Source organism: Thermoclostridium stercorarium subsp. stercorarium DSM 8532, assembly GCF_000331995.1.
Lineage (GTDB): Bacteria > Bacillota > Clostridia > DSM-8532 > DSM-8532 > Thermoclostridium > Thermoclostridium stercorarium.
Genome location: NC_020134.1, coordinates 2,745,216 through 2,769,593, shown reverse-complemented (window position 1 = coordinate 2,769,593; position 24,378 = coordinate 2,745,216). Strand labels below are relative to the sequence as shown.

General features: G+C 44.3%; 23 protein-coding genes and 5 tRNA genes. 21 read left to right on the top strand and 7 right to left on the bottom strand.

Annotated features, from left to right (window positions below; translation table 11 throughout):
* Positions 1 to 129: 129 nt before the first annotated feature.
* The 3 genes from mmsB to chvE form a co-directional block, all read right to left on the bottom strand.
* Complete coding sequence (mmsB, locus tag CST_RS12020; protein ID WP_015360198.1) at positions 130 to 1,302, bottom strand: multiple monosaccharide ABC transporter permease; 1,173 nt, start codon at positions 1,300 to 1,302, stop codon at positions 130 to 132.
* On the bottom strand, positions 1,302 to 2,843 hold the full coding sequence (mmsA, locus tag CST_RS12015) for a multiple monosaccharide ABC transporter ATP-binding protein (protein WP_015360197.1): 1,542 nt from the start codon (positions 2,841 to 2,843) through the stop codon (positions 1,302 to 1,304). Before mmsA ends, mmsB begins: the two co-directional genes overlap by 1 nt.
* 109 nt (positions 2,844 to 2,952) lie before the next feature.
* Entirely contained in the window at positions 2,953 to 4,044 is a 1,092-nt protein-coding gene (chvE, locus tag CST_RS12010) for a multiple monosaccharide ABC transporter substrate-binding protein (protein WP_015360196.1), read from the bottom strand.
* A gap of 268 nt (positions 4,045 to 4,312) precedes the next feature.
* Here chvE and CST_RS13140 point away from each other — a divergent pair, with 268 nt between their 5' ends.
* From CST_RS13140 to wecB, 10 genes are all read left to right on the top strand, one after another.
* Positions 4,313 to 4,594 (top strand): DeoR family transcriptional regulator, encoded by a 282-nt coding sequence (locus tag CST_RS13140; protein WP_052327937.1) that lies wholly within the window; start codon positions 4,313 to 4,315, stop codon positions 4,592 to 4,594.
* Positions 4,573 to 5,082, top strand: coding sequence for a DeoR/GlpR family DNA-binding transcription regulator (locus tag CST_RS12005; RefSeq protein ID WP_052327936.1), 510 nt, complete (start codon positions 4,573 to 4,575; stop codon positions 5,080 to 5,082). The genes CST_RS13140 and CST_RS12005 overlap by 22 nt, the downstream gene beginning before the upstream one ends.
* Positions 5,083 to 5,112: 30 nt before the next feature.
* The gene (locus CST_RS12000) at positions 5,113 to 6,603 is read left to right on the top strand and encodes a sugar ABC transporter ATP-binding protein (protein ID WP_015360195.1); all 1,491 of its coding nucleotides are present in this window, start codon (positions 5,113 to 5,115) and stop codon (positions 6,601 to 6,603) included.
* Positions 6,604 to 6,707: 104 nt separating this feature from the next.
* Positions 6,708 to 7,757, top strand: coding sequence for an L-threonylcarbamoyladenylate synthase (locus CST_RS11995; RefSeq protein ID WP_015360194.1), 1,050 nt, complete (start codon positions 6,708 to 6,710; stop codon positions 7,755 to 7,757).
* A 14-nt stretch (positions 7,758 to 7,771) separates the two neighbouring features.
* On the top strand, positions 7,772 to 8,266 hold the full coding sequence (locus CST_RS11990; protein WP_015360193.1) for a low molecular weight protein arginine phosphatase: 495 nt from the start codon (positions 7,772 to 7,774) through the stop codon (positions 8,264 to 8,266).
* A 137-nt stretch (positions 8,267 to 8,403) separates the two neighbouring features.
* Entirely contained in the window at positions 8,404 to 8,853 is a 450-nt protein-coding gene (gene rpiB / locus CST_RS11985; protein ID WP_015360192.1) for a ribose 5-phosphate isomerase B, read from the top strand.
* Positions 8,854 to 8,947: 94 nt separating this feature from the next.
* Complete coding sequence (gene upp / locus CST_RS11980; protein WP_034837616.1) at positions 8,948 to 9,577, top strand: uracil phosphoribosyltransferase; 630 nt, start codon at positions 8,948 to 8,950, stop codon at positions 9,575 to 9,577.
* A gap of 45 nt (positions 9,578 to 9,622) precedes the next feature.
* Positions 9,623 to 10,093 (top strand): deoxycytidylate deaminase, encoded by a 471-nt coding sequence (locus CST_RS11975; RefSeq protein WP_015360190.1) that lies wholly within the window; start codon positions 9,623 to 9,625, stop codon positions 10,091 to 10,093.
* 187 nt (positions 10,094 to 10,280) lie between these two features.
* Complete coding sequence (locus tag CST_RS13770; RefSeq protein WP_015360189.1) at positions 10,281 to 11,465, top strand: MraY family glycosyltransferase; 1,185 nt, start codon at positions 10,281 to 10,283, stop codon at positions 11,463 to 11,465.
* Between the two features lie 12 nt (positions 11,466 to 11,477).
* Positions 11,478 to 12,629 carry a non-hydrolyzing UDP-N-acetylglucosamine 2-epimerase gene (gene wecB, locus CST_RS13765; protein WP_015360188.1) on the top strand — a complete coding sequence of 384 codons (1,152 nt, stop codon included), beginning with the start codon at positions 11,478 to 11,480 and terminating at the stop codon, positions 12,627 to 12,629.
* Here the strand turns inward: wecB and CST_RS11960 are convergent.
* Entirely contained in the window at positions 12,622 to 13,050 is a 429-nt protein-coding gene (locus CST_RS11960; protein WP_015485158.1) for an Hsp20/alpha crystallin family protein, read from the bottom strand. The genes wecB and CST_RS11960 overlap by 8 nt on opposite strands.
* Positions 13,051 to 13,215: 165 nt before the next feature.
* Between CST_RS11960 and CST_RS11955 the strand changes: the two genes are divergently transcribed.
* The 7 genes from CST_RS11955 to CST_RS11925 all read left to right on the top strand — a co-directional run bounded on the left by CST_RS11955 (position 13,216) and on the right by CST_RS11925 (position 16,465).
* Complete coding sequence (locus CST_RS11955; RefSeq protein ID WP_041746610.1) at positions 13,216 to 14,454, top strand: putative DNA modification/repair radical SAM protein; 1,239 nt, start codon at positions 13,216 to 13,218, stop codon at positions 14,452 to 14,454.
* Between the two features lie 148 nt (positions 14,455 to 14,602).
* The gene (locus CST_RS11950) at positions 14,603 to 15,673 is read left to right on the top strand and encodes an IS30-like element ISCth3 family transposase (RefSeq protein WP_015357916.1); all 1,071 of its coding nucleotides are present in this window, start codon (positions 14,603 to 14,605) and stop codon (positions 15,671 to 15,673) included.
* A gap of 306 nt (positions 15,674 to 15,979) precedes the next feature.
* Positions 15,980 to 16,055: transfer RNA gene (locus CST_RS11945), tRNA-Val, on the top strand.
* Positions 16,056 to 16,078: 23 nt separating this feature from the next.
* Positions 16,079 to 16,155: transfer RNA gene (locus CST_RS11940), tRNA-Asp, on the top strand.
* 3 nt (positions 16,156 to 16,158) lie between these two features.
* A tRNA-Phe gene (locus tag CST_RS11935) sits at positions 16,159 to 16,234 on the top strand.
* A 28-nt stretch (positions 16,235 to 16,262) separates the two neighbouring features.
* A tRNA-Gly gene (locus tag CST_RS11930) sits at positions 16,263 to 16,337 on the top strand.
* 53 nt (positions 16,338 to 16,390) lie between these two features.
* Positions 16,391 to 16,465, top strand: a tRNA-Cys gene (locus CST_RS11925).
* 161 nt (positions 16,466 to 16,626) lie between these two features.
* Here the strand turns inward: CST_RS11925 and CST_RS11920 are convergent.
* Positions 16,627 to 18,159: a glycoside hydrolase family 43 protein gene (locus CST_RS11920; protein ID WP_015360186.1), complete on the bottom strand. Its 1,533-nt coding sequence runs from the start codon at positions 18,157 to 18,159 to the stop codon at positions 16,627 to 16,629.
* 254 nt (positions 18,160 to 18,413) lie between these two features.
* Between CST_RS11920 and CST_RS11915 the strand changes: the two genes are divergently transcribed.
* Positions 18,414 to 18,686 carry a hypothetical protein gene (locus CST_RS11915; RefSeq protein WP_015360185.1) on the top strand — a complete coding sequence of 91 codons (273 nt, stop codon included), beginning with the start codon at positions 18,414 to 18,416 and terminating at the stop codon, positions 18,684 to 18,686.
* Between the two features lie 26 nt (positions 18,687 to 18,712).
* Here the strand turns inward: CST_RS11915 and splB are convergent, their stop codons facing one another.
* On the bottom strand, positions 18,713 to 19,747 hold the full coding sequence (gene splB / locus CST_RS11910) for a spore photoproduct lyase (RefSeq protein ID WP_242823557.1): 1,035 nt from the start codon (positions 19,745 to 19,747) through the stop codon (positions 18,713 to 18,715).
* A gap of 249 nt (positions 19,748 to 19,996) precedes the next feature.
* Here splB and mgrA point away from each other — a divergent pair, with 249 nt between their 5' ends.
* A complete protein-coding gene (mgrA, locus tag CST_RS11905) occupies positions 19,997 to 20,989 on the top strand; it encodes an L-glyceraldehyde 3-phosphate reductase (protein WP_015360183.1) in 993 nt (330 codons plus the stop codon).
* A 110-nt stretch (positions 20,990 to 21,099) separates the two neighbouring features.
* Here the strand turns inward: mgrA and CST_RS11900 are convergent, their stop codons facing one another.
* A complete protein-coding gene (locus CST_RS11900; protein WP_015360182.1) occupies positions 21,100 to 21,969 on the bottom strand; it encodes an alpha/beta hydrolase in 870 nt (289 codons plus the stop codon).
* Between the two features lie 228 nt (positions 21,970 to 22,197).
* On the opposite strand from CST_RS11900, the gene CST_RS11895 reads away from it, so the two are divergent.
* On the top strand, positions 22,198 to 23,661 hold the full coding sequence (locus CST_RS11895) for a nicotinate phosphoribosyltransferase (protein ID WP_015360181.1): 1,464 nt from the start codon (positions 22,198 to 22,200) through the stop codon (positions 23,659 to 23,661).
* A gap of 154 nt (positions 23,662 to 23,815) precedes the next feature.
* The gene (locus CST_RS11890) at positions 23,816 to 24,316 is read left to right on the top strand and encodes a ribonuclease H-like YkuK family protein (RefSeq protein WP_242823556.1); all 501 of its coding nucleotides are present in this window, start codon (positions 23,816 to 23,818) and stop codon (positions 24,314 to 24,316) included.
* Positions 24,317 to 24,378 lie beyond the last annotated feature (62 nt).

The window sequence follows — 24,378 nt, the reverse complement described above, 5'->3', positions numbered from 1 at the left end:
ATTGCACAATATTTATGCTCTGGCCGCCCATGCATCAGGCCGGAGGAGTATGTCGGCGCGCCGTAAGTTTTCCGTGAAGTGCGGAACTTACCGACAAATTCCGTAGGTGTTAATTTCCTGCGGATATGTTTAAACAGACCTTGATCTCGATTTTGAATACACGTCGAAGGAAACGGCGGCAAGGAGAACCACGCCTTTAATTGCTTGTTGCCAGTCTATGCTGACGCCCAGTATGGACATGCCGTTATTAAGAACCCCCATTAAGAGGCCCCCGACTATCGCCCCGACGACGGTACCGATACCGCCGGTTGTGGAGGCCCCGCCGATAAAACACGAGGCAATGGCGTCCAGTTCAAAGCCGTTTCCGGCCTTAGGTGTGGCAGAATTAAGCCTCCCGGTAAAAATAATTCCTGCGAGAGCAGCAAGGAAGCCCATGTTTACATATACCCAAAACAAAACCTTTTTGGTCTTCACGCCTGAAAGTTTGGCTGCTTTGGGATTGCCGCCATAGGCATAAATATGCCTTCCCGGTATTGTTTTATTTGTGATGAATGAATATATTAAGACCAGTGAAACCACGATAATAAGCACCGCCGGGATTCCCTTGTACCTTGCAAGCGAATAGGTGAAGGCGTTTATGACTGCGACAATGGCCGCGATTTTTGCCAGGAATGCGCCTGTGGATGAAACCTCAAAATTGTATTTTTTCTTGTTTTTCCTGTCATTTACCTGGCTCAGTATGTACAGCGCCGAAGCCACAATGCCGGTTATTATTGCCAGAAGATTTATGCCTTCTATGTTGGCAATATCGGGGATAAAACCCGCCGATATGAACGTGTACGATTTGGGGAACGGCGCAAGGCTCATTCCCTGGAGGATAACCATCGTGAGCCCCCTGAAAATTAGCATTCCGGCCAGTGTTGTGATAAACGCGGGAACACCTACATAAGCGATCCAGAAACCGTGCCAGGCGCCTATTAAGACCCCAATCAGCAGTGATATTAAAATGGCGGGAAAAACCGGCATATTAATTTTCAAAATAAACACCGCCGACACTGCGCCGATAAATCCCGCGACTGAGCCGACCGAAAGGTCAATGTTTCCGCATGTCAGGATGCACAGCAGCATTCCTGTTGTAAGTATCAGTATATATGCGTTCTGCTGGATGATGTTTGTAATGTTCAGCGGGCTTAACAGAATTCCGCCTGTTATGATTTGAAAAAATATAATCACCACTACAAGGGCAATTATCATTACATACTGACGAAGGTTGCCACCAAGCAGTAAGTTGAGTTTTTTCATTAAAATACCTCCTTGTTGCTTCTCATAATGCATTGCATGATTTTTTCCTGGGAAGCCTCTTCTGCCGTTAATTCGCCGACTATTCTGCCTTCGTTCATTACGTATATTCTGTCGCACATTCCAAGTATTTCAGGCAGTTCAGAGGATATCATTATTATTGTTTTTCCGTTTTCGGCCAGTTCGTTTATTATGCAGTAAATTTCATATTTTGCGCCCACGTCAATTCCTCTTGTGGGTTCATCCAGTATCAGTATGTCTGGTTCTGCGAATATCCATTTGCTGAAAACCACTTTTTGCTGGTTTCCGCCCGAAAGCTGCCCGGTTTTCTGCAGAACGCTGGAAGATTTAATCCTGAGTTTCCTTCTGTACTCTTCCCCGACCCTGATTTCCTCGTTTTCGTTAATGACAATTCCTTTGCTTATTTTTGAAAGGCTGGGGAGTACGATATTTCGTTTTATGTCGTCAATCAGTATGAGGCCTGCGGATTTCCTGTCCTCCGTGGTATAGGCTATACCGTTTGCTATTGCCTCGCTTTCGTCGCGCAAAACAATTTCTTTCCCGTCTTTCTTTATGGTGCCCGATATGTTTGTGCCATAGGCCCTGCCGAACACGCTCATTGCGAATTCGGTCCTTCCGGACCCCATCAGCCCGGCAATGCCTACTACCTCACCTCTCCGGGCATAGATTGAAACGTTTTTGATTACGTGCTTCGACGGGTCTTTGGGATCATATACATTCCAGTTCAGGACCTCGAACCGCACCTCTCCGATTTTGCTGCTGCGTTTGGGGAATCTGTTGGTCAGTTCACGGCCTACCATGCCCTTTATGATCCTGTCCTCGGAAAAGTCATCAACGCCTCTGCGGAGGGTTTCAATCGTCGTTCCGTCCCTGAGGATTGTTATCTCATCGGCCACTTCGACAATTTCGTTTATTTTATGGGATATTATAATGCAGGTAATTCCCTGATTTTTCAATTCGACAAGAAGCCTTAAGAGATTTTTTGAATCTTCGTCGTTCAATGCAGCGGTGGGCTCGTCAAGAATTAGAATCTTAACGTCCTTTGCAAGGGCTTTGATAATCTCCACAAGCTGCTGTTTCCCCATACCCAGGTCCGCCACCTTTGTATTTATGTTTTCGTTAAGGCCTACTTTTTTCATCATTTCCATGGCCTTTCTGTGCGTCTTGTGCCAGTCTATAATCCAGCGTCTCTGGGTTTGCTCATTGCCCAGGAATATGTTTTCGGCAATGGACAGGGTGGGGATCAGCGCCAGTTCCTGGTGAATTATCGTAATGCCTTTTGCCTCGCTTTCCTTTATGTCTCTGAATCTGCATACTTCTCCTTCGACAATTATCTCGCCCTCATAAGTTCCGTACGGATATACGCCGCTTAAAATATTCATCAAAGTTGACTTTCCCGCGCCGTTTTCGCCAACCAGGGCGTGAATCTGGCCACGCCTGACTTTAAGGTTGACATTGTCCAGGGCTTTGACTCCCGGAAATTCCTTTGTTATATTTCTCATTTCCAGAATATACTGTTCCATGACCGACTCCTTTTCGCCATATGAATTTGTTTGGGATTACTTAATGATATTTCAGCCGGTTAGCGGCAAATCGCCGCTAACCGACCGAAACATTCGAAATGGGAATTGACTATTTTATATCGTCCTCTGTCAGGTAACCCGAATCAATGACCAGTTCTTTGTAGTTCTCCTTGGTTACAATGTAAGGCTCAAGCAAATAGGCGGGAACTACCTTGACATTGTTATGGTAGGTTTCGGTATCGTTGATTTCAGGTTCGGTTCCGTTAAGCAGCGCCTCAACCATGTTCGCGGCCACTTCTGCCAGTTTTCTGGTGTCCTTCAGAATGGTGGAATACTGTTCGCCGGATATAATAAGTTTTATTGAAGCCGCTTCGGCGTCCTGACCCGTAACGACGGGGAAATTATCGCCGGGTGTGTAGCCGAAGGATATCAGAGCCGATATAATCCCCCTTGACAGGCCGTCATAGGGTGAAAGAACCCCGTGGAGGACGGTGCCGTCGGTGTAATGTGCTGCAAGCAGCGCATCCATTCGGGCCTGGGCAACTGCGCCGTCCCAGCGCAAAATACCGATTTCCTCCTGTTTTGTCTGCCCCGACGGAATGCGGATTGTTCCGTTGTCGATTAACGGTTTCAGAACATCCATTGCTCCCTGATAGAAGTAGTATGAATTCGTGTCATCGGGAGAACCGGCAAAGAGTTCGATATTGTAGGGACCATCGCCTTTTAGCTTTTTCAGGCCTTCCAGAAGGGATTGTGCCTGAAGCTGTCCCACTTTTCTGTTATCAAACGTAGCGTAATAGGAAACTGCGTCGGTGTTTACCAAAAGGCGGTCGTAAGCGATGATTTTGACGCCGTCTTTACCAGCCTGATCCAGGGTTTCCGACAGGGTGGAGCCGTCAATCGGAGCTATCACAAGAACTTTTGCGCCCTTCATAATCATGTTTTCAATCTGCGCTTTCTGAGTGGGAATATCGTCTTCCGCAAACTGAAGGTCGACGGTGTATCCTCTTTTCTCAAGGATTTCCTTCATTGTTCCGCCGTCCTTGATCCAGCGTTCCGAAGACTGCGTGGGCATTGAGATACCTATGTACGCCTTTTTCGTCGTCTGGGTTTTGCCGGCTGGAGAAGTGTTGCAGGCTGAGAGCGAAAGGATTAGTAACAGCGAAAGGAGACATGCGAATAATTTTTTGAGACTTTTCATACCCCAAGTCCTCCCCAATATTTTTTTATTTTTATATAGGGCGCCCTATAGATTGAAAACAAAAATTCTATTTTTTCATTTTTTTCTGTTAATTTATATTTATGTTCGATTCCTCTGCGATATTAACAAAAATTAGTTATAGTGTCAATAGATTTTTGTTTGAATTGTTGCGTTTATTTATTTATTTTTTCGTTTTAAGACATTGAAATATTCAAAAAAGTAATATAAAATAATCATATCAAGCGGAAAGGAACCGGACAGTGAAGATATGTTTGCAGCGGAACGGATAAGGATAATTAAAAATTATCTGTTAAAAGAGCATAAGGTGTCGGTTGCGAAACTGAGCGAACTTCTGAATGTTACCGAAGTAACAATCAGAAGGGATCTGGAAAAGCTTGAGAAAGAGGGCTTTTTGGAGCGTACCCACGGCGGCGCGATATTGAAGGAATATACGGAAGAGGAGCACGCAGAGGAATTTGTTGATATATATAAAACCCAACGGCAGGAAATGCCGAAACGGTTTTTCATTTGGTTTCGGACAACGACATGATTATGATTACCGAAGGGCTTACCAACGTTTATATCGCGCGGAAACTGACGCAGAAGAGCAACCTGACCGTTCTTACGAATGATATGAGGGTGGCGATGGAGTTTGCCAATTCCCCTGTAAACAATGTGATATTATTGGGCGGGGATGTGAAGGAATACGCCGTCTACGGCCAGCTGGCCGAAAACAATATGCAGTATTTTTCGGTGAAACATCTGTTTGTTGAGGTTGACGCCATTAATAAGCAGGCGGGAATTATGGTCTCGAGCATAAGCAAGGCGTCGTTTATCCAAAAGGCCATACGTTCTGCTGAGATAGTGTCGGTTGTCTGCCTGGCTAACTGCTTTGGTGAGAAATCCCTTTACCGTGTGGGCAGCGTCGATCTTGCCGACAAAATCATAACAAATTCTGCATTGGACGATTCCTACAAGGATTATTTGTTTGGCCTGAACATTCAGGTATATACGTCCGTTGACATATATGAAGAATAAGTATTTGTGGCTTAAGGCCAGGGAGAAAACATGGAAATACCGGTTTTAAAACTGGAGAATGTGAATTTGAGAATTGAGAATTTCTCGTTGTCCGGCATTAACCTTGATTTATACCCGAACGAGATTCATGTAATTATGGGTGAGAACCGCTCAGGCAAAAGCCTGCTTATGCATGTGGTCAGCGGACAGTTGCCGCCCGATTCCGGCCGGTTTTTCCTGAAAGGCAGGGAACTGAAATACAGTGAGTACTCTTCCGCCGTGAAAAAGGATATAACCTATGTAAGACAGGAATCTGAGATGCTGACAAATCTCACGATAGCCGAAAATCTGTTCTTTAATAATTTGCCGTACAAAAACAGGTTTCTGAAGATCATTGACTACAACAAACTCAATTATATGTGCCGGAAACTGCTTGATGAGTTTAATCTGCCCATATCGATAAATGACAGGGTTTCCTCACTGGGACTTGCACAGCGGCAAATATGCGAAGTTCTGAGGGCTTATGTATCAGAGGCGGATATTGTTATTCTGGATGAACCTTTTGCCGCTCTTACTCAGAACGAAAAAGAACTCATGTGTAATGTGGTAAAAAGCATACGGGAAAGAGGCGCCGGTATTTTTTACATTACTCACAGCCTGGATGATGTATTTCTCCTCGGGGACAGAATTACGATAATCAGGGACGGCAGAATCGTTGACACAAGAAAGGTCGCGGACTGTACGAGGGATGAGATAATACGGCTGATAAGCGGGCGGCAGATAAAAAACAGGTATCCGAAAATCAGGGTAAAAACGGGAGACGTTATATTGTCGGTAAGGGACTTATGTTTTGAAGACAAACTTCAGAATATTAGTTTTGATTTGCGAAAGGGAGAAATATTGGGAGTAACGGGGCTTGCAGGTTCGGGAAGGACTCTTCTGGCGAAATGCCTGTTTGGTGCGGTGGATAATGTCAAAGGCAAAATATTCATAAACGGTTCAGAAGTTAAAATTTCAGATCCGTACATAGCCATATCAAACGGGATTGCTTTAATCCCCGAGGACCGGATAAACTACTCCATTTTCAGTTACCTTTCCGTAAGCGACAATATTTCGGTGTCATCGTTAAAAAGATTTGCCCATGCGCTGAAAATTAACACTTCAATATTGACCCAGTCGGTTATGGAATACATCAAAAAACTGAATATAACTCAGGATCCGAGGGAAAATATTCTTGAATATTCAAGCGGTAATCAACAAAAGGCAGTTTTTGCAAAATGGATTATGAACCGGGCAAAAATATTCATACTTGATGAGCCCACCCGTGGTCTGGATATTGCAAGTAAAATTGACATTTACAATTTTATAAACGATCTGGTAAAGAAAGAAGTGGGCGTAATTTTCATTTCTTCGGACATAGAGGAAATCCTGGGGATTTGTGATCGCGTTGCGGTTCTTTCCAGCCGGACTCTGGCATGCAATGTTTCAACAAAGGACATAACGGTGGAGAAGATAATAGAACTTGCGACAAAAGATGTATGATTTTGCCGAAACCGTTCTTTCGGCTTGCAGCATTGTTTAATTATGCTATAATCTATTTGATTACCGAAGATGAATTTACCGAAAGGACTTGAACGGAGTAGGAAATGCAGACGAAATATATCGAATTTACGTCCGGGGATGCGCCCGAATTTATAGAAGCGGCTATGGCGCTTAGGGAAGGAAAGCTGGTGGCTTTCCCGACCGAGACGGTTTACGGTCTCGGAGCAAATGCTTTGGACAGCGAAGCCGTTAGGTCAATCTATATCGCAAAGGGCCGCCCGTCCGATAACCCCCTGATTGTGCATATCGCCGATCGTGATATGCTGGAACCTCTCGTAACCGAAATCAGTCCCAACGCGTTGAAGCTCATGTCGGCTTACTGGCCCGGACCCCTTACAATTATTCTTAAAAAAACCGATATTGTTCCCGACGTTACGACAGGCGGTCTTAATACTGTGGCAATAAGAATGCCTGACAATGATATTGCGCTGGAGCTGATACGCAAAGCCGGTGTTCCTGTCGCTGCGCCCAGCGCGAACCGTTCGGGAAGGCCAAGCCCGACAATGGCGAAACACGTGCTGGAGGATCTCGACGGCAGAATCTCTTATATCATCGACGGCGGCCCGTGCCGGGTTGGCGTTGAATCCACCGTTGTTGACATGACGTCTGAACCGGCTGTGATTTTAAGGCCCGGAGGTATAACACCACGGATGATAGAACAGGTAATAGGACGGGTGGAGCTGGACAGAAGCATTTTGGAGAGAAAGCCGGTTGACAGGCCAAGGGCGCCGGGAATGAAATACAAACACTATGCGCCGAAAGCCGATGTGTTTGTCGTTTCGGGAGAATACGGAAATATTGCTGAGTGGCTGAAAAAGGCGGTTACGGACGACGAAAATGCGGGTATAAAATCGGTAATACTGGCGGCAAAAGAACATATACGGGAATACGGCCTGAAAAACGCAATTTCCTATGGCAGCATTGAAAATGCGGCTGAAATAGCTTCGAGCATATTCAGGCTTTTCAGGGAATGTGACAGAATGGGAGCCGACAGGATATATGTCGAGGCAATCCCGAAGGAGGGCATGGGCCTCGCGGTGATGAACCGTATTGAAAAAGCGGCCGGAGGGAAAATAATACAGGCCGGAGAATAATATTCGGGAATAATATGAATGAGAGTATAAAAATGAACGGGGTAGTCAGCGATATGAAAAATGTACTGTTTGTATGTACCGGCAATACATGCAGAAGCCCGATGGCTGAAGCGCTTTTTAAAAGCATTGTTGAAGCCAAGGGCCTGGACAATAAATATACATGCTCGTCGGCGGGAGTTTATGCCTTCGAAGGCGATGGTGCAAGCTTTGAGGCCATAGAGGCGATGAGAAAATACGGGCTTGACATTTCAGGGCATTACGCCCGCGTTCTGGATATTGACATGATCAGGGATGCCTATGTTGTCTTGACGATGACAAGGGACCACAAGCGAATGATCCTTGACGTGTACCCTGAAGCGGCCGACAAGGTCTTCACGCTGAAGGAATATGCCGGTTATTCCAAAAATGACTGGGATATATCCGATCCTTTCGGATACGGCGTGGAGGTATATGAGGACTGTGCCGAGGAGATTGAAACGGCGCTTCTTAGAATACTGGACAAACTTTGATGCAAATTCATGCGTACTGTGTCTGCAATTGTTGCACAATTTATCTTATTGTTATAAAATGAACTATGGAACGTGGCAAGCCGAAGTTCCGTACGAAAAAACAGGGCTTTGTGTGAAAAAGGGGAGACTTATTTTTTATGATCGCGATTGGAAGCGACCATGGCGGATACGAACTGAAAGAAGCCATAAAAGGTTATCTGGACAGTGAAAAAATACCTTACAGGGATTATGGCACCTACAGTACCGAAGCGGTGGACTATTCTGATATAGGTGTTGTGGTCGCAAAGGCTGTAGCGTCGGGTGAATGTGATTTGGGCATCGTGATATGCGGAACAGGCATCGGCATATCCATTGCGGCAAACAAGGTGCCCGGAATCAGAGCGGCTTTGTGTACCGACACATATATGGCGCGAATGGCCAGAGAACACAACAATGCCAATGTATTGGCCCTTGGGGGCCGTGTTCTTGGCATCGGTCTTGCACTTGACATAGTTAAAACCTTTATGGAAACTCCTTTCTCCCATGAGGCTCGGCATCAGAGAAGAATTGATAAAATTAACGCTATTGAAGAAGAATATAAGGAGTAAGTGGAATGTCTGTTACAGGCATTCCATTTTTTAAGGTCTCTGAATATGAAAAAAAACTAAAGAAAGTAGGAAAGGCAGGTTTATTATGCAGAATATGGACAATGTTTTTATATTTGATCATCCCCTTATCCAGCACAAAGTCTCATTACTGAGGGACAAGAATACAAGTTCGAAGGAATTCAGGGAATTGGTTTCGGAAGTTGCGGTTTTAATGGGTTACGAAGTTACAAGGGACCTTCCGCTGATGGACATTGAAGTGGAAACTCCTTTGGCCGTCGCAAAAACCAAGGTTATAGCGGGAAAGAAGCTGGCCGTGGTACCCATTCTCAGGGCCGGGCTCGGAATGGCAGACGGCTTTTTGAAACTTGTTCCGATGGCACGTGTGGGTCATATAGGGATTTACAGGGACCATGAGACGCTGGAACCGATAGAATACTACTGCAAACTCCCGTCGGATATTGACGAACGGGACGTGGTGCTTGTGGATCCGATGCTTGCCACCGGAGGCTCGGCCAGCGGAGCAGTGAATTTCCTGAAAAAGAGGAACGTAAAAAACATAAAATTCATGTGCCTGATTGCGTCCCAGGAAGGAATACGAAGACTTCACAATGATCACCCGGATGTAGCCATTTACTGTGCTGCCGTGGACGAAAAGTTAAACGAACACGGTTATATCGTTCCCGGTTTGGGTGACGCCGGAGACAGGCTTTTCGGAACAAAGTAAGGAAAAACAGGCAAAAGGCAGCGGAAAGGCTCAGGGGTGAAATGTGTGAGACCGTCGTGGGATGAGTATTTCATGGACATTGTCGAGCTGGTGAAAAAACGTTCCACCTGCTTGCGCCGTCAGGTGGGAGCACTGATTGTCAAAGACAAGAGGATTCTTGCAACGGGATATAACGGCGCGCCGGTAGGATGCAAACACTGCGCGGAAGTGGGCTGTCTCAGGGACAAGCTCGGCATTCCGTCGGGGCAGCGGCATGAAATATGCCGGGCTGCCCACGCGGAACAAAACGCGATTGTCCAGGCGGCATATTCGGGAACCAGTGTCAACGGCGGTACGATGTATGTAACAACTCAGCCATGTGTTCTGTGTGCCAAGCTTATAATCAATGCCGGTATAAAGAAAATAGTATTCAAGGGCGATTATCCCGACAGCCTTGCAATGGAGTTATTACAGGAGGCCGGGGTCAGAGTGGTGCGGTACGAAGGCCCGGGTGACAGCCGTGTAATTAAGGCTTAACATATATTTAAATAAAATGAAAAAATCCTGCGGTTTATAATGATATAATATGAATGATTTCAAAAATGTTCAGTATAAAAAATGATTTTTTGACACTCACGGAACATTCGGCGGGGTTATACTGTCTTATATGATGGGAAAAATATTTTTGGCAATTGTTTTATACAAAAGAGGTGTCGAAATATAAATGGTGGAGTATGAATACATTATACCTTTTGCGATAGCTCTGATTGTTTCGTTTTTTACCTGCCCCATAGCAAAAAAGATAGCAGTGCGCCTTAATGCGATTGATGTTCCGAAGGACGACAGAAGAATGCATAAAAAGCCCACTGCCCTTATGGGCGGCCTTGCCGTGATCGCTGGCTTTCTGGTTTCGGTTTTCTATGAGTTCCTGGTGTATCAGCCCGATGAACTCATTAAATGGCTCAGTGATATTTCGCCGATGAAATTGATAGGCTTTTTTGTCGCGCTGATAATTATCGTAGCCATGGGCATCATAGACGACATACATCCGCTGTCGGCTAAGGTTAAATTCCCGGTACAGCTTGTCGCTGCCGCGATTGTGGTTTTTACCGGAACAAAGATTAAGTATTTTACGATTTCGGTCAAGGATATAAAATACGTGAGCATTGATGAGACGATATCTGTGATTTTGTCAATTTTCTGGATTGTCGGAATCACAAATGCAATAAATTTAATTGACGGGCTGGACGGGCTTGCGGCGGGTGTTACCGGAATTGCTTCACTGTCGCTTTTCGTTGTTGCGGTCATGATGGCCCCCGATATTCACGCCGTTTTTGCGGTGTTGTATGTAGCGCTGGCAGGCGCCGTTATGGGTTTTCTGCCGTATAATTTCAATCCGGCAAAGATATTCATAGGTTCCACCGGCGCTTATTTCCTGGGTTTTATTATGTCGGTCATATCCATTGAAGGTGCGACGAAGGCATATACCGCACTGACGATGGTTGTTTCGCTTATTGCTTTGGGACTTCCGATATTTGACACGGCTTTTGCGATTATAAGAAGAGTTATTAACAGAAAGCCAATCGGACAGGCCGACAGGGGGCATATACATCACCGGCTGGTGGATATGGGAATTTCCCCGAAATACTCGGTTACGATACTGTATGTCGTAAGCGGCGCTTTGGGTCTTGTGTCCATACTTTTGGCCAATAAGGGCCTTCTTCCTGCAATTATCCTTGTGGTCATAATATCCGTTTTTGTGGTGGCCGGAGCAAGGTATTTGTCGGAGATTATCGGAGACAAGCAGAATGAGGAAATAACCGAAAGGATCCATGACGACGGTGAAGAAAAAAATAAGGCTCATGACCAGACACGAAAATATACCCACGAACAGGCAGAAAAACCTTAACGGAGTGTAAGTATGAGCAAACCTGTTATACTCACAATATTCGGAACAAGACCTGAGGCCATAAAGATGGCACCTCTTGTAAAGGCTATTGAGAATACGCAGGACCTCGTGTCAAAGGTGTGTGTAACCGCACAGCACAGGCAAATGCTGGATCAGGTGCTTGAAATCTTTAACATAAACCCCGATTACGATTTAAACATAATGAAAGAGGGACAGACACTGTCGGGTATTACAAACCTTGTGCTTGACGGTGTGGAAAAGGTGCTTAAGGAATTAAAGCCCGACATGGTCCTGGTTCATGGTGATACAACCACTACATTCGCTGCCGCGCTGGCATCCTTTTACTGCAAAATACCCGTCGGACACGTTGAAGCGGGGCTGAGAACCTTTGACAAATATTTTCCCTTCCCTGAAGAAATGAACAGGAAACTGACAGGATGCATTGCGGACATCCATTTTTCACCCACAAGAAATAATTTCAACAACCTGGTAAGGGAGGGAGTAAACCCTGAAAACATATACATTACCGGGAATACCGCAATAGATGCGTTAAAATCCACTGTTTCGGACAATTACGAGTTTGAAAATGAATTTTTAAGAAAAGTGGATTTCCGGAACAAAAGGGTGATAACCGTAACGGCGCACAGGAGGGAAAACCTCGGACAGCCGCTTAAAAACATATGCCATGCGTTAAAGGAAATAGTTCGGAAATACGAAGGCGATGTTGAAATAGTCTATCCCGTGCACTTGAATCCCCAGGTGCAGGGCCCTGTAAGGGAAATTCTCGGTGAAGTGCCCGGTGTTCATTTAATAGATCCAGTCCAGGTTCTTGACATGCACAACCTTTTGTCGAGGTCATATCTTGTGCTGACAGACTCCGGCGGGCTTCAGGAGGAAGCGCCGTCATTGGGTAAGCCGGTACTTGTATTGCGGAATGAAACAGAACGTCCCGAGGCGGTGGAAGCCGGGACGGTTAAAGTGGTGGGTACCGAAAAGGAAAATATAATAGAAGAAGCTTCAAGGCTGCTTGAAGACGAAAACGAATACCGCAGAATGGCCCACAGTGTTAATCCCTACGGCGACGGACATGCTTCCGAAAGGATTGTGGGTGCCGTCCGGTACTGGTTTGGGCTTACCGATAAAAAACCCGAACCGTTCATTTAATTTCAATTCTTCTTCCGTGGGAAGTTTTGCTGTCGGATTTCGGGATTATAATGGTCAGTATTCCGTCCCTGTATTCGGCAACCGCCTTGTCGGGCTGAACTTCGCACGGAAGAGGAAGGATTCTTGAAAACCTGCCGTAAAACTGTTCTGAACGGTAAATTTCTTCGTTGTTCGCAGTTTTAACCCTCCTTTTATGCCCGGAAAGCTTAACATATGTGTTTTCAACTATTATTTCCATATCGTCTTTTGAAATTCCGGGAACTTCGGATTTGATTATGATTGTTTTGTCTGTCTGATAAATGTCGGTTCTTGGGGTCACATACCGGTTCAGAATATAACCCGGGAAATTGCCGGCAAAATCATTGAATTCACATACCGGTTCATCTGTTTTGCGAAACGCCTCCAAATCCATAAAACTCATTTGAAAACCCCCAATAAATTAAATTTTGGCTGCAAATACTATCAGCTATATACAGCGTTTAAATAATAAATATGCGTTAATTTATTTTTTTAGAAACAGAATAACATTTGATTCTTATCACTAATTTTGATAAAATATAAGCAAACATATGTTCGGGTGATTCTGTTGAATTTGATGGAAAAACTTAGAATACTGGCTGATTCTGCGAAATACGACGTATCGTGTGCGTCAAGCGGAAGCGGAAGAAAGAATACGCCCGGTGGCATAGGAAATGCGTATATGGCTGGTATATGCCATTCATGGGCCGATGACGGCAGGTGCATTTCCCTTTTGAAGGTTTTGTTTTCAAATGCATGCGTTTACGACTGTGCATACTGCATTAACCGTGTTACAAACAATATTCCGCGGGCCACGTTTACCCCTGAGGAATTGGCCGAGCTGACAATACAGTTTTACCGCAGAAATTACATAGAGGGCCTGTTTTTAAGTTCTGCGGTTCTGAAATCGCCCGATTATACAATGGAATTGCTGATTAAAACCCTTAAGCTTTTAAGGGTTAATTACAGGTTTAACGGATACATACATGTAAAGGTCATTCCGGGTGCCGATCCCGTGCTCATTGACCAGGCCGGGCTGTATGCAGACCGCGTGAGCGTCAATATTGAGCTCCCTACAAGAAAAAGCCTGCAAATGCTTGCGCCCCATAAACAGCATGAACATATAATAACGCCGATGTCTTACATTCATCAGAGGATTCTTGAGTTCAATGAGGATAAAAGAAAAATCCGCCATACTCCCGTATTTGCCCCCGCAGGGCAGTCGACGCAGATGATTATAGGCGCAACGCCTGAATCCGACGCCCAGATTTTGCGCCTGGCCGAATATCTTTACCGGAATTTCGGGCTGAAACGCGTTTATTATTCGGCGTATGTGCCTGTAAACCAGCATCCCAACCTGCCGGCGATATATACCGAGCCTCCGCTGCTGCGCGAGCACAGAATTTATCAAGCCGACTGGCTTTTGAGATATTACGGTTTTCAGGCCAGTGAGCTTGTTGACGAATTTCATCAGAATCTTGATCTGGATGTGGATCCAAAGTGCGGCTGGGCACTGAGAAACCTTCACCTTTTCCCGGTGGAAATAAATAAGGCGCCATATGAAATGCTGCTGAGAGTGCCGGGGATAGGTGTGAAATCGGCGTTGAAAATCGTAAAGGCAAGGCGGCTTGGAAGTATATCCTATGACGACCTGAAAAGGTTCAGAGTGGTTTTAAAGCGTGCCAAGTATTTTATTACATGCAAGGGGAAATATTACGGCAACGTGCCGTTTAAAAGCGAAAGCATAAGAAATTCCCTTGTCGAAACCGAGGACACAGTGCTATATGAACAGTTGAGGATGTTTTGACCGGGTTTTGCAAAAAATTTCTGATATTTATTAATGGTTCGTTGTAAAATTAAATGCAACAGTAAAATGAAATAAAAAATTGACAACCATAGTGAGAAATCATGTATGATTTAGGTGTCCAATCCAAACATACAGGAGGTTCTCAACTATGGCTGTACAATATAAGTCTACCACAACTGAGCATAAGTTTAAACACTTAAGTGTTTATGAAAGAGGGCAGATTGCAGCTCTTTTAAAAGAAGGAAAGAGTCAACGTTATATTGCTAATAAACTAGGTCGCTCGCCAAGTACAATTAGCCGTGAAATTAAAAGAGGGACAACAATGCAGATGAGAACTGATTTATCGACATACAAAGTATATTTTCCTGAAACAGGGCAGGCAGTTTATGAGAAAAATCGTATGAATTGCGGAGCAAAGCGTAAATTGGCTCAAGTTGAAGATTTTCTTAAGTTTGCAGAAGATAAGATACTACGCGAAAAATGGTCTCCAGATGCAGTTGTTGGTTTATGTAGGAGAGACCCCAAGTGGCAAAATTCTACTATTGTATGTACCAAAACACTGTATAATTATATAGACCTGGGACTCATAAAAGTACGAAATATAGATTTAAATCTTAAACTACGTTTAAAATCTAAAATAAAAAGGATACGTCAAAACAAACGGGTTGTAGGGAAAAGCATTGATCAAAGGCCGGAAGAAGTACAATCACGTCAAACCTTTGGGCATTGGGAAATTGATACGGTAACAGGCAAAAAGTCTAACGATTCAGTAATTTTAACCTTAACTGAACGAAAAACCCGCTACGAGTTATTGTTTCTTTTGGACGCAAAAGACAGTAATACTGTTAACGAGGCACTTTCAGAACTTAAGAATTGTTATGGTAAGGATGTTTCAAATGTATTTCGCACTATAACGGCAGACAATGGTTCTGAATTTAGTAGACTATCCGAAATGTTACAAGGGCTAGGAATTGAAGCTTATTTCACTCATCCTTATTCCTCATGGGAGAGAGGAACTAATGAACGTCATAATGGACTTATTAGGCGTTTTATTCCTAAAGGAAAGGCTATAAAAGATTTTTCTGAAGAAACGATAAAACGGATACAACAATGGTTAAACAGCCTTCCACGAAGGATATTAGGTTACAAAACACCTGAAGAATGTTTTAATGAAGAGATACATAACCTGGTAAACAAAAATATATCAGCAATAGTCTGAGCCCTTCATCCAAGATATTTTAAAGCTCATTTGAGGGTAGTCAAGGGTAAAGACTTTGTCTTATCTATCGATAACCCTTGACTACCCTCTGCACTCGCTCAAGATAGTAGTTAAGAAGGGCTAAAAGATGATGTTGTACTTTAACACCTAAAATTATGGATGATTTCCACTATAGGTGTTGCATTTAATATTGCAATTTACAGATATTTATTAATAAAAAAACTTTTAATAACGACTTGACAAGAAGCAAATAATTTTGTATACTGAAAAAGCCGCGAGACGATAGCGGATAGCGAAAGACGAAACGGGCGCATAGCTCAGCTGGGAGAGCACCTGCCTTACAAGCAGGGGGTCATAGGTTCGAGCCCTATTGTGCCCACCACATTGAAAATAAAGAGATTACATGGCCCGATAGTTCAGCCGGTTAGAACGCTAGCCTGTCACGCTAGAGGTCGAGGGTTCGAGTCCCTTTCGGGTCGCCATACGCCCAGATAGCTCAGTCGGTAGAGCAGGGGACTGAAAATCCCCGTGTCGGTGGTTCGATTCCGCCTCTGGGCACCAGAATAGAGGCGAACAACCTCTATACTGTGCGGGATTAACTCAGTGGTAGAGTGTCACCTTGCCAAGGTGAAAGTCGCGAGTTCGAATCTCGTATCCCGCTCCAGTAAAACAACAAAGAATATAGAGGGAATATATATTCTTTGTTGTATCTTATTTGGCGCCATAGCCAAGTGGTAAGGCAGAGGTCTGCAAAACCTTTATTCCCCAGTTCGAATCTGGGTGGCGCCTCCAGTACCCACAGAAGAAAAACTTCTGTGGGTTTTTTATTTGTGCTTGGCTGAATTATGTTAAGTATTAAGTCAGTAAGCCTTTCGGATTACGTAGTCAGGTAAAGGGTTTACGGACATGGAAATTCAGACAAAACGGCATCCAAAGCCGGTTTGTCTGGACTGTTACAGACTTATATCTTCTCTGTCGAAGCCCTTGTATGAGAACCGGGTGAACAGGGCTTCGGTTTCACAGTTTCTGCCGTTTCCTGTTGCGTATAAGGCGTAGAAAACGCCGGTAAAACCTAATTCATGGGCCTCTGTGGAAACATGGCGGGTCAGGCCTTTGCCAAGGTATATTTCGGCGCCGTTTACTACTGCATACACTCTGTATTCAAGTTTATCCGCAATGACCCGGATAGTTATTCTGTCAATATCGAGAGGCACACGTGCCGCCTCATGATTAATCTCACCTACAACCTTGCGGAAGAACAGATAATTTTCGTTGTTCACCCTGCTTATATAAACATCCATATGGGCGTCGCATTTGTAATAGATAGTGAATCCCGCTTCCTCATAATTGAGCTTGGGCGAAAATATCATGTCCACCTCAACCCGGTTGGAAAGATCCCGCTGCCTGATGCCAAGAAAAGCCGGATTTCCGATGTCTGACAAAGTGTAGGAATTTCCCCTCAGAATAAGGCCGTTGGGACCGGCTTCGCAGGCTCCTTCCTGCGGATTACGCAAATGAACCCAGTTGAAGTCAATTCCTGAAGTGAAGTCTGTTTCATAGTCGGTACTCAGCGTTTGGACGGCAGAGCCGGGGCCTTCCATGACAAGTTTAATGGCTTCGCCGTTATTTATAACAGGCCAGCCGTCACGCCATGACACGGGTGCCAGGAAAGTTTCGCGGCCCAGGTGGTGGAAATACTGATGTGTCTGGCGGTAACCCAAAAACACCGCCCACCAGTTTCCGTCATTGTCTTCGATTAAATCTGCGTGTCCGGTAGCCTGGATTATATCCCCTTTGCGATGTCGATGGGTCAGTATGGGATTAAAAGGGCACGGTTCGTATTTTCCGTAAAGCTCGCGGCTTCTTGCGATTGTAACCATATGGCCTAGTTCGGTTCCGCCTTCGGCAATCATCTGGTAGTACCAGCCGCCGATTTTATAGATATGAGGGCCTTCGGGGGCGCTTTCTCCCGTTCCGCCCCAAAGCGGGGTCGCAGGTCTTAAAAATTTGCCCGTTTTCAAATCAATGGGCGCACACAGAAAGCCTGCTCCGCTTACGCTTCTGTCTCTGGCGTTTGAAATAAAATGGGCGCTTCCGTCATCGTCAAAAAACAGCGACGGGTCGATGCCTCCCTGTTCAACCCAAATCGGATCCGACCATTCACCCGCGGGGTCTTTGGCAGTTACATAGAAATTGCCGCCTTTTGTAACATTTGTCGTAACCATATAAAACATATCATCATTGGGATTATAACGGATTGTGGGTGCATAAATGCCTTTTGAGCATGGGACGCCTTCCAGGTCCAGCTGACTTTTTCTGGTCAGGCAGTGACCGATCTGTTTCCAGTTAACCAAATCCTTTGAGTGGAAAATGGGTACACCGGGAAAAAATTCAAAGGAACTGGTTACCAGATAATAATCATCACCTTTTTTGCAGATACTGGGATCAGGATAAAAACCCGGTATGATAGGATTATGGTAACGCATATAATGCCCTCCGGTGTTATTTCATTTATATTGGCTGTTAATAAAATGATAGCAGAAGCAAATCAAAAGGATCAATAAAACCGATTTATTTCGTAAATTCTAAAAAGCCTTTGTCGGCGTTAATTTTTTAACGGAAAAAGACATATATGACCGTACCGGCACTGTTATTGCTGTTTTAATTTGTACTTAGGATTTATGTGCGGTAAAACAGTAAAATAATACAGACAAAGAAAGGCACAGGTTTTAAGCGGTTTATGGGATACAGAAACAGAAAGGTAAAAATTATTGTATTAACGGTGATAATTCTTTCGGTCTTTGCGAACTGGATTATTTGGGAAAATACGTCCATTGATGTTTCCAGAATAACCATATTCAGCGAAAGACTTCCTGAATCGTTTTTCCAATACAAAATTGCTCATGTGTCGGATCTTCACAATACCGAGTTCGGGAAAAACAATTCCAAATTACTGCGAAAAATTCGGGCAGAAAATCAGCCTTCTGCCCGTCAGGATAAACTGCAGGCCTGAACTTGTTATAGTGACATTGGAGAGAGCTAAGTAAAGTATTCGATTACCGCGTCCGGAAAGAGTGAATGAATTATCTCGCTTAATGTTTCATTCAGCATTCCGGCGTCTTCTTTCGGGTAAACATATTTGAATTTCCCGAATTTTCCCCACTTAAGCTCTCTTCTGGTATCGTCCATATCCAGCCTTGTATACGGAAACCGCTCAAGGCTCCTTTTCTTTGCGGGCTCGGTATAGCGATGCTGGATTAGTTCGAAAGTAAGATCATTCACTTTATGGTTTTTCAGTTTTTCCTGCAGCTTTTGAAGCATTGAGCGGTATTCCCGTTCCCAGTTCTCGTAAATCATTATGGGGGCGATAACAAACCCCAGCGGATAACCCGCGTCGGCGAGTTTTACGGCGGCCTCAAGCCTTTCTTCGAAAGTACTGGTTCTGTGTTCGAACTGCCTGATTATATATTCGGTGTTTATACTTACCCTGAAACGGGTATGGCCGCCATGATTTTTGCCGGTGATTAAATCCATGTTATTAAATTTCGTTACAACACGGAGTCTTCCGTTTTGAAGCTTGCTGAAAAATTCTATCGTTTCGCCAAGGCTCCCGGTGATATGTTCCACGGCAAGCGGATCGCCGTTGCTTGCGGCCTCAAAGGTCACAATTTGTCCGGGAGTTTCCGGAATATAGCCGGCTACCGTGTCCCATATCTCGTCAAGGTTAACAAATACTTTCAGGTAAGGTTTATATGAATAATTTGTTTGCAGGTAACAGTATTCGCAGCTTCCCGGGCAATTGCTTACCAGCTTGAAGGAGTAATCGGCAGAAGGCTTGCAGACGTCAAGTTTTTTTTCACGGTTTACCGACACCGCGAGTATGGTCTTTGAACGGGCATACCGCTGTTTTTCGGTCAGACCTGAAAGATTGCGGGTAAAGGCTGAAAGAGAAGCCTTGACAATTTCCACGGGTTTTGTCATAAAAAATTTATAAATTTTTTCACCAAGCGGGTACTGCAGTGAACCGGGTTCAAATACAACCGTTTCAGGCATGAACAAATGCACTTCGATCACCTGCTGATTTTGTGTTATTTAGTTTTTTCCTGAAGGGCAGGTTCTATTCATTGCTCTGATGTCGGAATGAAATAAGGCGAGATCATTGAAGAAGGTTTTTAAGGAAAGCTGATGTCAGAAAGCAGAAACCATTTTCGCAATTAACAGGACACTATATTTAGGATTATAATCGCGTGGCATTTGAGTGTTATTCCAAGACCGGGAACGGATAAATATATAATTAAACAAAAAAGAAATGGGGTTAAAACTATGAACGAATACGTTGCGGATAAAACCCGGTATGAAAAAATGAAATACAACCGCTGCGGAAAAAGCGGATTGCTTCTGCCCGCCTTATCTCTGGGACTGTGGCATAATTTCGGAGACTCATCCCCGTTTGAAAATCAGAGGGAAATGGTGAGATACGCCTTTGATCTGGGAATAACCCATTTTGATTTGGCAAACAATTATGGTCCGCCGCCTGGAAGCGCGGAAGAAAATTTCGGCAGAATTCTTAAGAAAGATTTCAGGCCTTACCGGGACGAACTTATTATATCCACAAAAGCAGGATATTACATGTGGGAGGGCCCGTACGGAGACTGGGGCTCAAAGAAATACCTCATTGCAAGCCTTGATCAGAGCCTGAAAAGAATGGGGCTGGAATACGTGGACATTTTCTATCATCACAGGTATGATCCGAATACTCCGCTGGAAGAGACTATGGAGGCGCTGGCACAGGCCGTAAGGCAAGGAAAGGCGCTGTATGTGGGTGTGTCCAATTATGGGCCTGAAGAAACAAGAAAAGCTTCCCGGATTATAAAACAGATGGGAGTCAAGTTGCTTGTAAACCAGCCGCGGTATTCCATGCTGGAGAGACGGATAGAAGACGGCCTGCAACAGGTGCTGGAAGAAGAGGGTATTGGGACTGTGGTTTATTCGCCGCTTGCCCAGGGGCTTCTGACATCCAGATACCTGGACGGCATTCCCGAAGATTCCCGTGCAATGAAATCAATATTTTTGAAGAAGGAAAATATTACAGAGGAACTGCTGAGCAAAATCAGAAAACTGAATGAGATTGCAAAACGCCGTGGTCAGTCTATGGCACAGATGGCATTAAGCTGGGTGCTGAGAAATGGAAAAGTAACTTCGGCAATTATAGGCGCAAGCCGCAAGGAGCAGATAGCCGACAATGTCAGGGCACTGGACAATCTGAATTTTACAGCCGAAGAGCTGCAGGAAATAGATGACATTCTGAATTTATGAGCGTTAAATGCCCGCTTCCTTTGTACGAAAAAGAAAGCGGGCAATTTAATACTCTTCATGCACAAGATTTGGAACATTTCAGTTAAACATGTCAAAATGGCTTATACCGACTATAGTTTTCTCTTTATAAAGTCCATTATTTCATCAATAAGCTCGCAGCTCCAGAAAGAACCCTCGTGAGATGCGTTCTCGACACGTATAAGTTCTGCGTCATAGCCGTTTTCAATAAGAGCGTTGTACATGTTTTCGCTTTCCGAATACGGAACAACGGCGTCGGCATCACCGTGAACCAGAAGAATGGGGGGATAGTTCCTGTTATTTTCAAGAATGAGCAGCGGACTTATTTCTTTAAGCAAATCCATGTGCTTTGTAACATTGCCTCCTACAAGGCCGTTAATAAGAGCGGGATCCAATGTGTCCTTCACCTTTTCAAAAAGCCCTACCAGGTTGGTCGGGCCGAAGCAGTCGACCGCAACCGAAACACTGTCAGAGAATTCACGGTATTCATCGGTTTTGTATTTTGGATCGTCCCCCGTCAGTGCGACAAGCAGCGCGGTATTGCCTCCCGAAGACGTGCCCCAGAAACAAACGCGTTCGGGATCGATATGGTATTCTTCTGCGTTTTTTCTCAAAAATCTAATTGCGGTTTTGGCATCCTGCAGAAATGCCGGCGCGGGATGGCCTTCCATGAAATTGCGGTGGGTTATTGTGGCTACGACATAACCTTTTCTTGCAATAGTCGCAAGCTGAGGCAACTGGTAATAAACATCGGGGAAAGTCCAGGCACTGCCTTGCAGGAATACAATGAGCGGCCATTTTTTAGTGTTTGTCTCGTAAGTTTGTTCATTTACCCAGGGAACTATTATCTGCATTTTCAGTTCAACACCCGAAACTTTTGAAAAGACGACATCGGGAACAAGCTTTGCCATTCCGCTGAGACTTGGATTGCTTTTAAATGTTTTTACATTAATTTCTGGCATAAATCTTCCTCCCCCGGAAAGGATTCAAAAAATCTAAAATGCGTAATTTTTGAAGGTTTCAAGTTTATTATATTACATAAAAAATTTATAAACAACATACATGTTTACCATAAGACTCCAGACAAAATTATTATTTTTTCATTTAAAAACCGACAATGCTTTAAATTTAACAAATAATGATCTATATTGTTAAATAAGCCGGGTAATAGTATTGAGGGAGTGAATTTTATGGATAGATTGAATTTAACGATGTTAACCGATTTTTATGAGCTTACAATGGCAAACGGCTACTTTAAAAACGGTTTGGCCGATAAAATAGTGTATTTCGACATGTTTTTCCGCAAAGTGCCCGATAACGGCGGATATGCAATAATGGCCGGAGTGGAGCAGCTTATTGAGTATATCAATAATTTGAAATTCACCGACGAGGACATAAATTACCTCAGAAGCAAAAAAATATTCAGCGAGGAGTTTCTGGACTATCTGAAAAATTTTAAGTTTACATGCGATATATGGGCCATACCCGAAGGAACGCCCATATTCCCGAATGAGCCGGTTGTTACCGTAAGGGGACCGGTTATCCAGGCACAGTTTATTGAAACAATGGTTCTGCTGACCATAAACCATCAGAGCCTTATAGCCACGAAGGCAAACAGGATAGTCAGGGCGGCTCAGGGACGCAGCGTGATGGAGTTTGGCTCAAGGCGGGCTCAAGGGTATGACGGGGCGATATACGGCGCACGGGCGGCATATATCGGCGGGTGTGTGGGAACGGCATGTACCATTGCCGAAAGGGAATTTGGAATACCCGCGATGGGAACAATGGCTCACAGCTGGGTTCAGATGTTCCCGAACGAACTGGAAGCTTTCCGCGCCTACGCGAATATGTACCCCGACAACTGCATTTTGCTGGTGGATACCTATGACGTTTTAAGGTCGGGAGTGCCAAACGCGATAAAAGTATTTAACGAGGTTCTGCTTCCAAAAGGATATAGACCGAAGGGAATAAGAATAGACAGCGGTGATATCACGTATCTGTCGAAACAGGCACGCAGGATGCTTGATGAGGCGGGTTTCCCCGACTGCAAGATAGTTGCGTCGAACTCGCTGGATGAATACAGAATACGGGATATACTTGTCCAGGGTGCTAAAGTGGACATTTTCGGCGTAGGGGAAAGGCTTATCACGTCAAGCTCGGAGCCTGTCTTCGGCGGGGTATACAAGCTTGTTGCCATTGAGGAGAACGGCAGGATTATACCTAAGATAAAAATAAGCGAGAATGTTGAAAAGATAACCAATCCGGGGTTTAAAAAAGTATGGAGGTTTTACGACAAAGAATCCGGAAAAGCAGTTGCCGACCTGTTAACCCTTCCCGATGAGGTAATAAATGAAAATGAACCGTATGAACTGTTCGACCCTGAGTTTACATGGAAAAGGAAGATCGTTACCAATTTCAGCGTCAGGGACCTTCAGGTTAAGATTTTCGACAAAGGAAAATGCGTGTATAAAAGCCCGACGCTCAAGGAGATTCGGGACTATTGCCTTGCTCAGACCGAAACGCTGTGGGACGAGGTAACGAGGTTCGACAACCCTCACAGATACTATGTTGACCTCTCGAAACCGCTGTGGGATATAAAAGACAAAATGTTAAAGGAATATTCGTATATCAGAAACAAAAATATTGCAAAATAACCCTTGTATGGCGAGTTAATGAGTGTTAACATATATTTTATATTATACAGAAAAAACGGCAATTTTGGTTTAGCGGATGATGCGTATGGTTTCCTCTAAATCCTTGCCTATAGTTGGTGAAAAAATGAAATTTTTCAACTCAACTCAAAAGAACATGGATATTGAGACGGTGGCCAAAATGATCAGGAATTTCATTGCCCAAAACCCGAATCAGCGCTATCGTCTTGCCGTCGGAACCGATTCGCAGGTTAGAGGAAATTATACATGTTTTGCTACCGGTATTCATATTCACAGAATTGGGCAGGGTGCCTGGTGCTGTGTTGCGAAAAAGGTGGAAAACAGGAGATATACCAATCTCAGGGAGAAAATTTCAAGGGAAACGGTAATAACCTATGAAATTTTATCCATACTGCATGATTTGTTATTCGATACCCTGTGTGAATTTACTGAGAATTACAAGAACTTTGACTGTAAAATGGAGGCGCATATAGACATTGGTACAAAGGGTGAAACCAGGAAACTTATAAGGGAAATGATAGGGTATTTCGAAGGTATGGGTGTTGACACAAAAATCAAGCCTGATGCCTTTGTTGCCAGCAGCTATGCCAACAGATGCAGCAAAAACTTTAAAGTGGAGCACAGGGAAGCGGTCTGAAACAGTCATGAATACCACAGCGGGGATTTTATAAATCCCCGCTTTTTCAGCGCCCAAAAGCA